The 13,227-nt window shown below is 70.5% G+C and carries 10 protein-coding genes; 2 read left to right on the top strand and 8 right to left on the bottom strand.

The features are described from left to right. Positions 1-18: 18 nt before the first annotated feature. Both CAP40_RS03560 and CAP40_RS03555 read left to right on the top strand, forming a co-directional pair. Entirely contained in the window at positions 19-3,372 is a 3,354-nt protein-coding gene (locus tag CAP40_RS03560) for a PAS domain-containing protein (RefSeq protein WP_256924002.1), read from the top strand. Between the two features lie 138 nt (positions 3,373-3,510). Next, complete coding sequence (locus CAP40_RS03555) at positions 3,511-4,800, top strand: adenylosuccinate synthase (protein ID WP_086127948.1); 1,290 nt, start codon at positions 3,511-3,513, stop codon at positions 4,798-4,800. A 191-nt stretch (positions 4,801-4,991) separates the two neighbouring features. Here CAP40_RS03555 and CAP40_RS20340 read toward each other — a convergent pair whose 3' ends face one another. The 8 genes from CAP40_RS20340 to CAP40_RS03515 all read right to left on the bottom strand — a co-directional run bounded on the left by CAP40_RS20340 (position 4,992) and on the right by CAP40_RS03515 (position 13,208). Next, positions 4,992-5,264 carry a hypothetical protein gene (locus tag CAP40_RS20340; protein ID WP_086127947.1) on the bottom strand — a complete coding sequence of 91 codons (273 nt, stop codon included), beginning with the start codon at positions 5,262-5,264 and terminating at the stop codon, positions 4,992-4,994. 193 nt (positions 5,265-5,457) lie between these two features. After that, positions 5,458-6,528: a chorismate synthase gene (gene aroC, locus CAP40_RS03545; RefSeq protein WP_086127946.1), complete on the bottom strand. Its 1,071-nt coding sequence runs from the start codon at positions 6,526-6,528 to the stop codon at positions 5,458-5,460. Further along, positions 6,525-7,052 carry a GNAT family N-acetyltransferase gene (locus tag CAP40_RS03540; protein ID WP_086127945.1) on the bottom strand — a complete coding sequence of 176 codons (528 nt, stop codon included), beginning with the start codon at positions 7,050-7,052 and terminating at the stop codon, positions 6,525-6,527. Before CAP40_RS03540 ends, aroC begins: the two co-directional genes overlap by 4 nt. Further along, positions 7,049-7,840, bottom strand: a complete 792-nt coding sequence (gene fabI / locus CAP40_RS03535; RefSeq protein WP_086127944.1) for an enoyl-ACP reductase FabI — start codon at positions 7,838-7,840, stop codon at positions 7,049-7,051. The genes CAP40_RS03540 and fabI overlap by 4 nt, the downstream gene beginning before the upstream one ends. 8 nt (positions 7,841-7,848) lie before the next feature. After that, positions 7,849-8,733 (bottom strand): YihY/virulence factor BrkB family protein, encoded by an 885-nt coding sequence (locus CAP40_RS03530; protein WP_256924001.1) that lies wholly within the window; start codon positions 8,731-8,733, stop codon positions 7,849-7,851. 72 nt (positions 8,734-8,805) lie between these two features. Beyond that, positions 8,806-9,759, bottom strand: coding sequence for a DnaJ C-terminal domain-containing protein (locus CAP40_RS03525; RefSeq protein ID WP_086127943.1), 954 nt, complete (start codon positions 9,757-9,759; stop codon positions 8,806-8,808). Positions 9,760-9,834: 75 nt separating this feature from the next. Beyond that, positions 9,835-10,725: a transglutaminase family protein gene (locus CAP40_RS03520; protein ID WP_086127942.1), complete on the bottom strand. Its 891-nt coding sequence runs from the start codon at positions 10,723-10,725 to the stop codon at positions 9,835-9,837. Beyond that, the gene (locus CAP40_RS03515) at positions 10,725-13,208 is read right to left on the bottom strand and encodes a circularly permuted type 2 ATP-grasp protein (protein WP_086127941.1); all 2,484 of its coding nucleotides are present in this window, start codon (positions 13,206-13,208) and stop codon (positions 10,725-10,727) included. Before CAP40_RS03515 ends, CAP40_RS03520 begins: the two co-directional genes overlap by 1 nt. Positions 13,209-13,227 lie beyond the last annotated feature (19 nt).

Below are 13,227 nucleotides of genomic sequence, written 5' to 3'. Positions count from 1 at the left end.
CCCGCATCGGTTGGGGCCATGGACGCCACCCCGCGCTTTCTGGATCACGAAGGCGAGATGGCGGAGCGAATCCGCGCGTTCGACTGGGCGAACCACCCGCTCGGACCGCCCGAAACCTGGCCCGACGCGCTCGGCTTCGCGCTCGACCTGGCACTCGCCTCGACTTTTCCCACCGCCATCTACTGGGGCGAGGATCTCCACCTCCTCTACAATGATGCCTGGGCGCCGATCCCGGCCGAGCGCCATCCCGCCGCGCTGGGCCGCCCGGCGCGCGACGTGTGGCGCGACATCTGGGACGTGGTGGGTCCGCAGATGGCAAGCGTGACCGCCACCGGGCGGGGCTTCGCGATCTACGACCAGTTCCTGGCGATGGAACGCGACGGCCGCAGCCAGGAGACCTGGTGGAACTACAGCTTCACGCCGATTCGCGACGGCGCCGGCCGGGTATGCGGGCTGATCAACCAGGGCAACGAGACGACGCGCTCCGTGCTGGCGGAGCGCACGCGCCTGGCGGAGGCGGCGCGGCTGCGCGACCTGTTCGAGCAGGCGCCCGGCGCGGTGGCGCTGCTCCACGGCCCCGAGCACCGCTTCGAATTCGCCAATTCGGAATATCTCGCGCTGGTCGGCGGGCGCCCGGTGCTCGGCAGGACAATGGCCGAGGCGCTGCCGGAACTGGTCGAGCAGGGCTTCGTCGCCCTGCTCGACACCGTCCGTGCCAGCGGCGCGCCCTTCCGCGCGGACGGCGTGCCGGTGCTGCTCCAGCGCAGCGCCGAGGCGCCGCCCGAGACGCGCTTCCTCGATTTCGTCTACCAGCCGGTCAAGAACGAGGGCGGCAACACCACCGACATCTTCGTCGTCGCCAACGACGTGAGCGAGCGCGCGGCGGCGGAAGAGGCGCTGCGCCGGAGCGAGGAGCGGCTGCAGCTCGCGCTCAACGCCTCGCTCGGCGTCGGCACCTGGGTGTGGGACGTGCCCGCCGACCTGGTCACGGCGGATGCCCGCTTCCTGCGCCTCTACGGCGTCGACGAGGGGCTGGCCGGCACGGGCACGCCGATCGCGCAATTCTTCGTCAACGTGCATCCCGGCGACCGCGCTCGGCTGGAGGCGGGCATCGCCCGCACCCTTGGCGCGCGCGTGCCGTTCAACGAGGAATATCGGCTGATCCAGCCCGACGGCACGCTGCGCTGGGTGAGCGCCCAGGGCCGCGCGACCTTCGACGACGACGGCACGCCGCTGCGCTTTCCCGGCGTCGCCTTCGACATCACCGAGCGCAAGCTGGCCGAGGAAGCCGCGCGCGACGCCGCCGAGGAATTGCGCGAGGCGAACGAAGCCCAGGCGTTCCTCGGCGCGCTGGCCGATCATCAGCGGGCGCTCGATTCGGCGGATGCGGTGATGCGCTTCACTGCCGCGGCGCTGGGCGAGCAGCTGGGGCTCGACCGGGTGGGCTTCCACCGCGTGCAGGGCGACGAAGTGCGCTTCGGCCCGCATTGGAGCAATGACGTGCTGGCGCCCCTGGAGGATACGCTGGCGATCGACGCGCTGGGAGACAATGCCCGCGCCTATCGCATCGGGCGCACCGTGGTGCTCCACGACGTCGCGCGCGAGGCGCCGGGGCTGGCGCGCATCGCCGGCGCAGGCGTGGGCGTGCCGCTGCTGCGCGGCGGGCAATGGGTGGCGGTGATGTCGATCAACACCGCGGCCCCGCGCCGCTGGTCGGCCGAGGAAGTCGCCTTCGTCGAAGCGGTGGCGGAGACGGCCTGGGACGCGGTGGAACGCATCGAGGCCGTGGCGGCGCTGCGGGAAAGCGAAACCAAGTTCCGCGCCATCGCCAATTCGATCGACCAGATGGTCTGGTCGTCGCTGCCCGACGGCTATCACGATTATTACAACGACCGCTGGTACGAATATACCGGCGTACCCCTGGGCAGCACCGATGGCGAGGCGTGGAAGAACATGTTCCACCCCGACGACCGCGAGCGCACCTGGGCGGTGTGGCACCACAGCCTGGAAACCGGCGAGCGCTATCGGATCGAATATCGGTTGCGCCATCGTTCGGGCCGGTATCGCTGGGTGCTGGGCAGCGCCCAGCCGGTGCGGGACGAGCGGGGCAGGATCACCCGCTGGTTCGGCACCTGCACCGACATCCAGGACATCGTCGATGCGCGCGAAGTGCTCGCCCGTTCGCGCGAGGCGCTGGAGGCGGCCGTACGCGAGCGCACCGAGCAGCTGATGGCGGCGGAAGCGCGGCTGCGCCAGGCGCAGAAGATGGAAGCGGTCGGCCAGCTCACCGGCGGCATCGCGCACGACTTCAACAACATGCTCGCCGTGGTGATCGGCGCGCTGGACCTGCTCGAGCGGCGGCTGAAGCAGGGCAATCGCGACATCGGCAAATACATCACCGCCGCGCGCGACGGCGCCACGCGCGCCGCGGGGCTGACTCAGCGACTGCTCGCCTTTTCCCGCCAGCAGCCGCTCGCTCCGGTAGCGATCGACACCAATGCGATGGTGGAGGGCATGATCGAGCTGCTCGTCCGCACCCTGGGCGACGACGTGACGGTGGAGACCGTGCTGCCCCCCGGCATCGCGCCGCTGCTGGCCGATCCCAACCAGCTCGAGAATGTGATCCTCAATCTCTCGGTCAATGCACGCGACGCGATGCCGGGCGGCGGCAGGCTGGTGCTCACCACCGCCAATGCGCGGTTCGAGGCGGCCGAGGCCACGGGGCTGGAGCTGCAGCCGGGCGATTATGTCGAGATCGCCGTGGCCGACAGCGGCACCGGCATGACCCCCGAAGTCGCCGCACGGGCCTTCGATCCGTTCTTCACCACCAAGGGCGTCGGCAAGGGCACCGGCCTCGGGCTCAGCCAGGTGTTCGGCTTCGTCCGCCAGTCGGGCGGCGCGGTGCGGATCGAGACCGCGCCGGGCCGGGGCACCACCGTGCATCTCTATCTGCCCGTCCATCAGGGCGAGGCGCCGGCGGCGCGCTCCGAGCGGTCCGCGTCGGCGCCCGCCGGCGGCCGGCCCGGCGAAGTGGTGCTCGTCGTCGAGGACGAGGAGCGGGTGCGCAACTATTCGATCGAGGCGTTGCGCGAGCTCGGCTATCAGGTGCTCGGCGCACGCGACGGCCCCGAGGCGCTGCAGCTGATCGAGCGGGCGCCGCACGTCTCGCTGCTGTTCAGCGACGTGGTGATGCCCGAGCTGACCGGGCACGAGCTGGCCGCGCGCGCCAGGGCGAAACTGCCAGGGCTCAGGGTGCTGCTGACCAGCGGCTATGCTCCGGAAACGGCGCGCGTGGCGGGCGAGACGATCCTCGCCAAGCCCTTCGATCTCGATCGTCTCGCCACCGCCGTTCGCGCCGCGCTGGACGCTTAGGGTCTTGACCGAATCGCCCCCAGGGGCCATGCGCGCCGCGGCTCCGGCGCCCCGCGCCCCGGCCACCGTACCGCCCAGCCGCCGAGTCCTGTCGAAGGGCGGCTTCGGGCCCGCCCCGGCAGGCGGAGACGTGTATCCATGGCAAATGTAGCGGTTATCGGCGCCCAATGGGGCGACGAAGGCAAGGGCAAGATCGTCGACTGGCTCGCCGAACGCGCCGACATGGTCGTGCGCTTCCAGGGCGGCCACAATGCCGGCCACACGCTGGTGGTCGGCGAGAATGTCTACAAGCTCTCGCTGCTCCCCTCGGGCATCGTGCGCGGCACCCCTTCGGTGATCGGCAATGGCGTGGTGCTCGATCCCTGGGCGCTGCGCGACGAAGTGGAGCGGATCCGCGCCCAGGGCGTGGACGTGACGCCGGATACGCTGATGGTGGCGGACAATTGCCCGCTGATCCTTCCCTTCCACCGCGACCTGGACGGGCTGCGCGAGGATGCGAGCGGTGCCGGCAAGATCGGCACTACCCGGCGCGGCATCGGCCCCGCCTATGAGGACAAGGTGGGTCGCCGCGCCATCCGCGTCTGCGACCTGGCGCATCTCGACGATCTCGGCCCCCAGCTCGATCGCCTGACCGCGCATCACGACGCGCTGCGCGCCGGCTTCGGCGAGCCGCCGATCGACCGCGCGGCGCTGATCGAGCAGCTGCGCGAGATCGCCGGCTTCGTCCTGCCTTTCGCCCAGCCGGTGTGGCGCGCGCTCAATGCCGCGCGCGAACGCGGCCGCCGCATCCTGTTCGAAGGCGCGCAGGGCGTGCTGCTCGACATCGATCACGGCACCTATCCGTTCGTCACTTCGTCGAACACGGTGGCGGGCACCGCCGCTTCGGGCTCGGGCATGGGCCCGGGCGCGGTCGGCTTCGTGCTGGGGATCGCCAAGGCCTATACCACCCGCGTCGGCTCGGGTCCCTTCCCCGCCGAGCAGGACAATGACGTGGGCGAGCGGCTGGGCACACGCGGCCGCGAGTTCGGCACCGTCACCGGACGCAAGCGCCGCTGCGGCTGGCTCGACGCGGTGCTGCTGCGCCAGTCGGCCGCCGTCTCCGGCATCACCGGCATCGCGCTGACCAAGCTCGACGTGCTCGACGGCTTCGACGAGATCAAGGTCTGCGTCGGCTATCGGCTGCGCGGCGAGGAGATCGACTATTATCCCTCGAACGCCGCCGATCAGGCCGCGGTCGAGCCGGTATGGGAAACCATGCCGGGCTGGCAGGAAACCACCGCCGGCGCGCGCAGCTGGGCCGAATTGCCGGCAGCCGCCATCAAATATATCCGCCGCGTGGAGGAACTGATCCGCTGTCCGGTGACCCTGGTCTCGACCAGCCCCGAGCGCGAGGACACGATCCTGGTCCGCGATCCCTTCGCGGACTGATTTGGCCTGGTCCGCGATCCCTTCGCGGACTGATTTGGCCTGGTCCGCGATCCCTTCGCGGACCGATCCGGCCTGGCCCCGGTCCCTTCGCGGACCGATCCGGCCTGGCCCCGGTCCCTTCGCGGACCGATCGGGGCAATGCGCTACCCGTCCGGCCAGAGCGGGTAGCGCATCCCCTGCGTCAAGAGCCCTTAATGGGGCTTCTTCTTGTCCTTCTTGCCGCGCTTGTCCGAATCCTCGGACATCGCCGGATCATGGCTGGGGGAAGCCGGATCGGGCGCGGGCGTGGCCGTGGCGGCATCCGGCGCGGGCGCCGGGGGATTGGCGCCCGGATCGGGTGCCGGCGCAGGAGCGGGATGTTCCGTCGGCGGCGTCGCGGACGGATCGGTGGGAGAAGTGGTCTGGGCGAAGGCCGCGGGGGCAGCCAGCAGCGCCGCGGCGCCGATCAGGGTCTTGAGCAACATACGGGGCAATCCTCCTTCGGTTTTTGCCGGAGACCCTTCGAGCCGCCGCGCATGTCCGGATTGTTTCCCGATGTTACGGCCAGCCCCGGCCCGCGCACGGCTGGGCAGCGAGCCGAGCCGGACGAGGGACGGGCCGAAGAAGCGAAGGTCGTCGGGAGGGGAAGATCACACCCCGCCTCGGGCTTCGGGGCGCTCAGCCCGTCTGCGCGCGGTGGAGCAGCTTCTGGTCTGCGAGGACGAGTGCGACCATCGCCTCGACCACCGGCACGCCGCGGATGCCGACACAGGGATCATGGCGCCCCTTAGTCATGATCTCGGTCGCATCGCCTTCGCGCGTCACGGTCTCGACCGGCGTCAGGATCGAGCTGGTCGGCTTGAACGCCACGCGCACGCGCACCGGCTGGCCGGTCGAAATGCCGCCGGCGATGCCGCCGGCATGGTTGGCCAGGAAGACGGGCCTGCCGTCATTGCCCGGGCGCATCGCATCGGCATTCTGCTCGCCGGTGAGCGCGGCGGCCGCGAAGCCGTCGCCGATCTCGACGCCCTTCACGGCATTGATCGACATGCAGGCGGCGGCCAGTTCGCTGTCGAGCTTGGCGTAGAGCGGCGCCCCCCAGCCGGCGGGCACCCCGCTCGCCTCGCAGGCGATCACTGCGCCGAGGGACGAGCCCGCCTTGCGCGCGCCGTCGACCAGCGCCTCCCAGCGCTTCGCCGCTTCCGCATCGGGGCAGAAGAACGGGTTGTTGCCGATCTCGGCCGCATCGAAATTGGCATAGTCGATCGCGTCGCCGCCGATCGCTTCCACCCAGGCGAGGATCGTGACTTCGGGAATCACCAGCCGCGCCACCGCGCCCGCTGCCACCCGCGCCGCCGTCTCGCGCGCCGAGCTGCGGCCGCCGCCGCGATAGTCGCGAAAGCCGTATTTGGCGTCATAGGCATAGTCGGCATGGCCGGGGCGATAGGCCTTGGCGACTTCCGAATAATCCTTGGAGCGCTGGTCGACATTGTCGATGTGCAGCGCGATCGGGGTGCCGGTCGTGCGCCCCTCGAACACGCCCGAGAGGATGCGGACCTGGTCCGGCTCCTGGCGCTGGGTGGTGAAGCGCGACTGGCCCGGGCGGCGCTTGTCGAGGAAGGGCTGGATGCCGCCCTCGGACAGGGCCAGCCCCGGCGGGCAGCCGTCCACGACCGCACCGAGCGCCGGGCCGTGGCTTTCGCCCCAGGTGGTGAAGCGGAAGACGCGTCCGAAGGTGTTGAAGCTCACGATTCCCCGCCCAGTTGCGCGAACGCCGGTGCGTGCGTCGCGGCGCCGCGCACCCCGCACGGCATGGCGCCGCCCTGCAACGGCAGCGCCATCAGATAGTCGCCGGCATAGGGCGAGGCAAATCCGCGCGCCCATTCCGCCGCGAAGCCGAAGCGGCCATAATAAGCCGGATCGCCGAGCACGAAGGCAAGCATCGCGCCCGCATCGGCAAGCTGGGCGATCCCGGCCTGCACCAGCGCCTCGCCCACGCCCTGCCTGCGCCAGGCCGCCCCCACCGCCAGCGGCGCGAGCGCCACCGCCGCGATCGGCTTGCCGGCGATCGCCACGTCCATCCGGCTGAACGCGATCATGCCGGCGAGCGCGCCGGTCTCCTCGTCGTCCGCCACCAGGGTCAGCACCATGTCGCCGTCGATGCACAGCCGCTGGACCAGCCTGGCCTCGTCCTCCGCCGGAAAGGCGCGGCGCAGCAAGGCATCGATCGCGGCGACATCCCCGCCCGTCGCAGGGCGAATGGCGATGCTCACGAAAGCGCGATGTCCGGCGCGTCCTCGGCCTTCATGCCGATCACGTTATAGCCCGAATCGACATGGTGGATCTCGCCGGTGACGCCGGCCGACAGGTCCGAGAGCATGTAGAGCCCGGCGCCGCCGACATCCTCGATCGTCACGGTGCGGCGGAGCGGCGAGTTCAGCTCGTTCCACTTGAGGATATAGTTGAAGTCGCCGATCCCGCGCGCGGCCAGGGTCTGGATCGGGCCGGCCGAGATCGCGTTCACGCGGATATTCTCCGGCCCCATGTCGACCGCGAGATATTTCACGCTGGTCTCCAGCGCGGCCTTGGCGACGCCCATCACGTTATAGTGCGGGATCACCTTCTCGGCACCGTAATAGGTGAGCGTCAGGATCGAGCCGCCGTCCGGCATCATCTCGCGCGCGCGCTTGGCCACCGCGACCAGGGAATAGGCCGAGATGTTCATGGTCATCAGGAAATTGTCGAGCGTGGTGTCGTAGAACTTCCCGCGCAGCTGCGACTTGTCCGAGAAGCCGATCGCGTGGACGACGAAGTCGATCGTCGGCCATTTCGCCTTGAGCGTGTCGAACGCCGTGTCGAGCGCGTCCATGTCCGACACGTCGCAATCGATCAGCGTATCCGAGCCCAGCTGCTCGGCGAGCGGCTTCACCCGCTTCAGCAGCGCATCGCCCTGATAGCTGAACGCCAGCTCGGCACCCTGTTCGCTGAGCTTCTTCGCGATGCCCCAGGCGAGGCTCTTGTCATTGGCGAGGCCCATGATCAGCCCGCGCTTGCCCTGCATCAATCCGGTCACGACGGCGTATTCTCCCTTTCTCTGGGCTCCTCTAGACCGTTCTCGGGCGTTTCCGCCAGAGCCGCGTTCAACTCCGCACCGACGACGAGCCCCAGTCCGACGAGAAAGAAGAAGATCAGCGCGATCATCACGCCGGCCAGGCTGCCATAGGTCAGGTCGTAATTGCCGAGCGTGCCGAGGATCTTGGGCAGCAGCGCGGTGACCAGCAGCCACCAGGCCGCAGTGAACAGCGCGCCCGGCCATTTGGGGCATTTGCTCTTCCGGTAGCGGCCGGGCGTGAGCGAGTAGAACAGGATGTAGAGCGCCCCGAACAGTGCGATGGCGGGCGCGATCTTGCTGAGCGAGACGATGCGCTGCGCCTCGGATGCCCAGGGGAAGATTGTGTAGAGGAACTGCTCGACGCCGGTCAGGATCACCTGGAAGCTGAACGCCGCCATGGTGATGATCACCGAGGCGATGATCATCCCGATCGCCCCCAGCCGATATTGCCAGAAGGGCGTGCCCGAGCGGACGCCGTACGCCTGGCGCAATATGCCGCGGATCGTCTCGATGAAGCCGGCCACCGTCCACAGGCCGACGATCGCGCCGAACCACAACAGGTTGCCGGTCCGCGCCATCAGCACGTCCGACACCGGCTTGCGCAGCAGCTCGGCCACGTCGGGCGGCACGGTGCGCAGGAACGCCTCGAGCGTGTGGATGCCCTCGGAGCTGCGGCCGATCAGCTGGGCGATCGCGGCGGCGACGATGAAGAAGGGGAAGAGCGTGACCAGGCTGAGATAGGCAAGATTGCCGGCATAGGTGAATCCGTCGGTGAAGGTGCCGACCAGCACCCGCTTGACCACATGCCAGAATCGGGGCCCCAGTCCGATGCGGGCGAGCAAGGCGAGGACGCGGGATCCAAGCCCCGGCCCCGCTTTCGCGTCGCCCGAATCTTCCCCTGTTGTCACAAGGTGTTAGACGCCCATGCGGCCACGCGGGTTCCCCTTGTCGTTCCAGCCCCTGGCGAACTCGATCAGCGCATCGTCGTCCACCGGCAGCTCGACCATCAGCGTGACGAGCAGGTCGCCGCGCCCGCCCGCGGACCCCGCGCCCCTTTTGTGGAAGCCGCGGCCCTTGAGGCGCAGCGTCTTGCCCGAGGAGGAGCCCTTGGGCACCTTGAGCATCACCGCGCCATCGGGCGTCGGCACGCGCACTTCGGCGCCGAGCACGGCCTCGGACAGAGTCACCGGCAGGTCGAGCCGGATATCGTCGCCCTCGCGCTGGAAGAAGCGATGCGGCTGGATCTCGATCGTCACGATCGCGTCGCCCGCGCCGCCGGGCCCTTCCTCGCCCTTGCCGGCAAGGCGCATCTGGGTGCCGGATTCGAGCCCGGCGGGAAGCTTGAGGTCGATCGTCTTGCCGTCGCGCAGCGTGATGCGCTGTGCCGCCAGCCTGGCCGCATCCTCGAAGCTCACCGCCAGGCGATAGGCGATGTTCGCGCCCTTTGGCGCGGCGCGGCGGCCGAAATCGCCGAAGCCCCCGGAGAAGCCGCCGCCACCGCGGCGCGCGCCCATGCCGCCGAACAGCCCCTCGAAGATGTCGCCGAATCCGCCGGCCTCGCCGCCGCCGCCGAAATCGGCGCGGAAGCCGCCCTGCCCGCCACTGCCCATGCCCGAGCCGAAGCCGCCGAACGGATTCACGGGATTGCCGTCGCCGTCGATCTCGCCGCGATCGAAGCGGGCGCGCTTGTCCTTGTCGGTCAGCAGGTCATAGGCCTGGGTGACCTGGCTGAACTTCTCCGCCGCCTTGGGATTGTCCTTGTTGCGGTCCGGATGCAGCTCCTTGGCGAGCTTGCGATAGGCCTTTTTGATATCGGCCTCGCTCGCGCCACGCGCAACGTTCAGGACGGAATACGGATCAGCTGCCATCAAAACCCCTTCGAACGCGCCGTATTTCGGCGTGTCCGCCCGCTAACGCAAGGCCCGGGAAGCAAACAACGAAGGCTATGCCGGCGCCTCGTCCAGCGGCTCGACATCGACCGAGACGTGCATGTCCTGCGCGCCCGATCCCAGGACGATGCCGTCGATCGGCGCGATCTCGGCATAGTCGCGGCCGATCGCGACTACGACATGGTCCTCCGCCATCCAGATACCGTTGGTGGGGTCGACCCCGACCCAGCCGAGCTCGGGCCCGGCCCAGACCAGCACCCAGGCATGCGTCGCATCCGCGCCCACCAGCCGCGGCCGTCCCGGCGGCGGCAGCGTGCGGAGATATCCGGAGACATAGGCGGCGGGCAGGCCGGCGGCGCGCAGGCCCGAGATCATGATCTGCGCGAAATCCTGGCAGACGCCCCGCCGCTTGTCGAAGGCGGCACGCGGCGGCGTGTCGACCAGCGTGGCGCTGGGATCGAAATCGAAGCTGCGCTGGATCCGCATGGCAAGCGCATGGGCGGCATCGAGCACCCCGCGATCGGGCGCCAGATCGGGCGCGCACCATTCGGCGATCGCCGCGTCGAGCGGAATCTGCGGCGAGGGGAAGAGATAGGCGGCCGGGCCCGCCGGCGAAGCGTCGCGGCTCGCCCGCGCCAGCCGGGCGATATCGGCGAGCGTGCGGTCGCCCGGCGACGGGACCGGGATCGGCCGGTCGACCCGGATGCGCGCGCTGCTCTCGATCGTCAGCGTGCTGGTCGGCGCCTCGAGCACCAGCCGCACGACATTGGCGAGCCCCGCCTCCGCCCGCGCCGGGAAGATGCGCCCGCCGGGCTCGACCGACAGGGCATGGTCGAGCACCTGCTGGCCGGACCATGGTATCGGCTTCAGCCGCAGGTTGCAGCGCGCGAACGCCGCCGGCTGGGCATAGTCGAACCGGGTGACGTGGCGGATGCGATAGAGCATCAGGCGAGGACGAGCCCGGCGGCGCGCAGCGGCTCCGCCCCCTGCAGGAAATAGCGCCGCGCGACGGCATCGGAGAGCCGGCCGAGACGCTGCTCCAGCCCCGCGAGCGTCGCATCCTCTATCCGCGTCGCGTGCGCAGTCACCAGGATCGCCGCCAGTTCGCGTGCCTGCTCCTGCTGCGGCTCGGCCAGCCCGTCGTCGGAGAGCACCGGCAGCGCGTCCAGATGGCCCGAGATCGCCGCCACCTGATGGGCGATGCCGCGCGGGTTGCCCGGATCGAGCGCGACCAGGTCGAGCACCGGCACGCGGGCGATGCCGGTCAGATAGCGCTGGCGATAGCTGATCTGGCTGTCCGCCAGGTCGAGCAGCGTGCCGAGATCGTCGCCGGTCGCGCCCACGCGGCCGAAGGCGCGCAGGAAGCGGAGGGTCGCCAGCGCACGCTCGATCCGCCGGCCCATGTCGTGGAACCGCCAGGCATCGGTGCGCCCCATATGCTCGGCGGCGAGCCCGGCCAGCGCCGAATAGCGCCGCTGGAGCGAGCCGGCCTTGTCCAGCAGGCCCCCGCGCGCCGGGAAGGGTGCGTCGAGCAGCCGCGCCATGTCCGCCGCCAGCCGGTCGCGCGAGACGGCGCCGATCATGCGCGCCTGGGCGTTGATCGCGGCAACGCTATACCATCCCGCACCATCCTCCAGCGCCGCACGGGCAAGCTCGGTCAGATCGGCGCGGCGGAGCGCCTGGGGCGCCGGCGCGGCGTTGCCGGCGACCAGGATGTCGGCGAGCCGGCGCACCGTGTCCGCCGCAAGGGCGGCGCCGGTGTCCGCGCTGATCGAATTGCCGAGCAGCACCCGGATGACCCCCAGCTGCGCCTCGCCCCGCTCCAGATAGCGGCCGAGCCAGAACATGTTGTCGGCGACGCGGCTGGGAAGCGTGCCCGGGTTGCGCCGCAGCCGGGTGGAATCGCCCGCGGGCAGCAGCGAGACGGGCTCGACCGGGTCGGCACCATGCACGCAGACATCGGCCGACCACATGCCCTCGCCCATCACCGCGGCACGGGCATCGGCATGTTCCCCGATCCGCGCGAATCCGCCGGGGAGCACCGTCCAGGCGCCGTCCGCCCCGCGCGCCGCGAACACCCGCAGCGTGAACGGGCGCGCGGCAAGCCGGCCCTCGGCCACCACCGGCATGGTCGAGAGGTGGACGACTTCCTGGCCGACATAGTCCTGCGGCCGGCGCGCCATGTCGGCGCGCAGCGCGGCGCGCGCCTCGCCCTGGAGCGCCGCGCCGAGCACCGACTTGCCCTCGGGCAGGCCGAGGGGCGCGATGCCGAAGGCGGGCGCGACGAGCAGCGTGTCGAGCGCCGCCTCGACATGGTCGCGCGCCGCATCCTGGCCGCACCACCAGCTGGCGATGCCGGGCAGTTTCAGCGCCTCGCCGGTAAGCAGCTCGGCGAGCTGCGGGAGGAAGGCGGCAAAGGCCGGCGCCTCGAGCAGGCCCGCGCCCGGTGCATTGGCGATCACGACATTGCCCGCGGCCATCGCGTCGATCAGTCCCGGCACGCCGACGGTCGAATGGCTGTCGAGCGCCAGCGGGTCGAGCAGCCGCGGATCGAGCCGGCGCCACAGCGCATCGACGCGCTTCAGCCCGGCGATGGTGCGGACATAGAGCCGGTCGTCGAGCACCGCGAGATCGCCGCCCTCGACCAGCAGCCAGCCGAGATAGCGGGCGAGATGCGCCTGCTCGGCATAGCTCGGATCGAGCCGGCCGGGGGTGAGCAGCGCGATGCGGGGCTCCGCACGCCGGCAGCGCGCGGCCAGGCCTTCGCGGAAGGCAGCGAAGAAGGGTGCGTGCCGGGCAATGTTCAGCCGGAGCTGGAGCCCGTCCAGCACCTGTGCCATCGCCAGCCGGTTCTCGAGCGCATAGCCGGCGCCGGCCGGAGCGCGCAGATGGTCGGCGAGCACGCGCCATGTGCCGTCCGGACCGCGGCCCAGGTCGATCGCCACCGCCTGGAGATGGCAGCCGCCCGGAGGCACCAGCCTGCCGAGCGGGCGCAGGAAGAACGGGCTGCCGGTGACGAGCGCGGCGGGCAGATGCCCGTCGGCGACCAGCCTCGCCTCGCCATAGAGATCGGCGAGCACGCGCTCCATCACTTGCGCGCGCTGGACGACGCCCGCGGCGATGCCTCGCCATTCGGCCTCGGGGATCAGCAGCGGGACGGGAGAGAGCGGCCAGCGACGCTCCTCGCCTTCGCCGGCGACGCGGAAGCCCGTGCCGATGTCCTCGGCATGGCGATGCGCCCGCTCGCGCGCACCTTCCAGATTGTCGCCCGAAAGCCCGGCCAGCTCCTCGAACACCGCCTGCCAGGCGAGGTCGCCTCCGGCCCGGGCGCAGAGCACGTCGTCCGCGACGGCGGACCCGCAATAATCCGCGATCCATCGATCGGCGATCGTTCGCGCGTCGAACAGAGATGCGGCGCTGCTCGCCAAGCTTCGTCCCCAGCTATCC

Origin of the sequence: Sphingomonas sp. IBVSS2 (assembly GCF_002127225.1) — a bacterium.
GTDB lineage: Bacteria > Pseudomonadota > Alphaproteobacteria > Sphingomonadales > Sphingomonadaceae > Sphingomonas.
This window is presented reverse-complemented; position numbering and strand designations above follow the sequence as displayed.

Excerpts from the sequence above, each read along its gene's own strand:
- CAP40_RS03560 (WP_256924002.1), top strand. The coding sequence starts at position 19 with ATGGACGCCACCCCGCGCTTTCTGGATCACGAAGGCGAGATGGCGGAG.
- CAP40_RS03555 (WP_086127948.1), top strand. The coding sequence starts at position 3,511 with ATGGCAAATGTAGCGGTTATCGGCGCCCAATGGGGCGACGAAGGCAAG.
- CAP40_RS20340 (WP_086127947.1), bottom strand. The coding sequence starts at position 5,264 with ATGTTGCTCAAGACCCTGATCGGCGCCGCGGCGCTGCTGGCTGCCCCC.
- fabI (WP_086127944.1), bottom strand. The coding sequence starts at position 7,840 with ATGCAGGGCAAGCGCGGGCTGATCATGGGCCTCGCCAATGACAAGAGC.
- CAP40_RS03525 (WP_086127943.1), bottom strand. The coding sequence starts at position 9,759 with ATGGCAGCTGATCCGTATTCCGTCCTGAACGTTGCGCGTGGCGCGAGC.
- CAP40_RS03520 (WP_086127942.1), bottom strand. The coding sequence starts at position 10,725 with ATGCTCTATCGCATCCGCCACGTCACCCGGTTCGACTATGCCCAGCCG.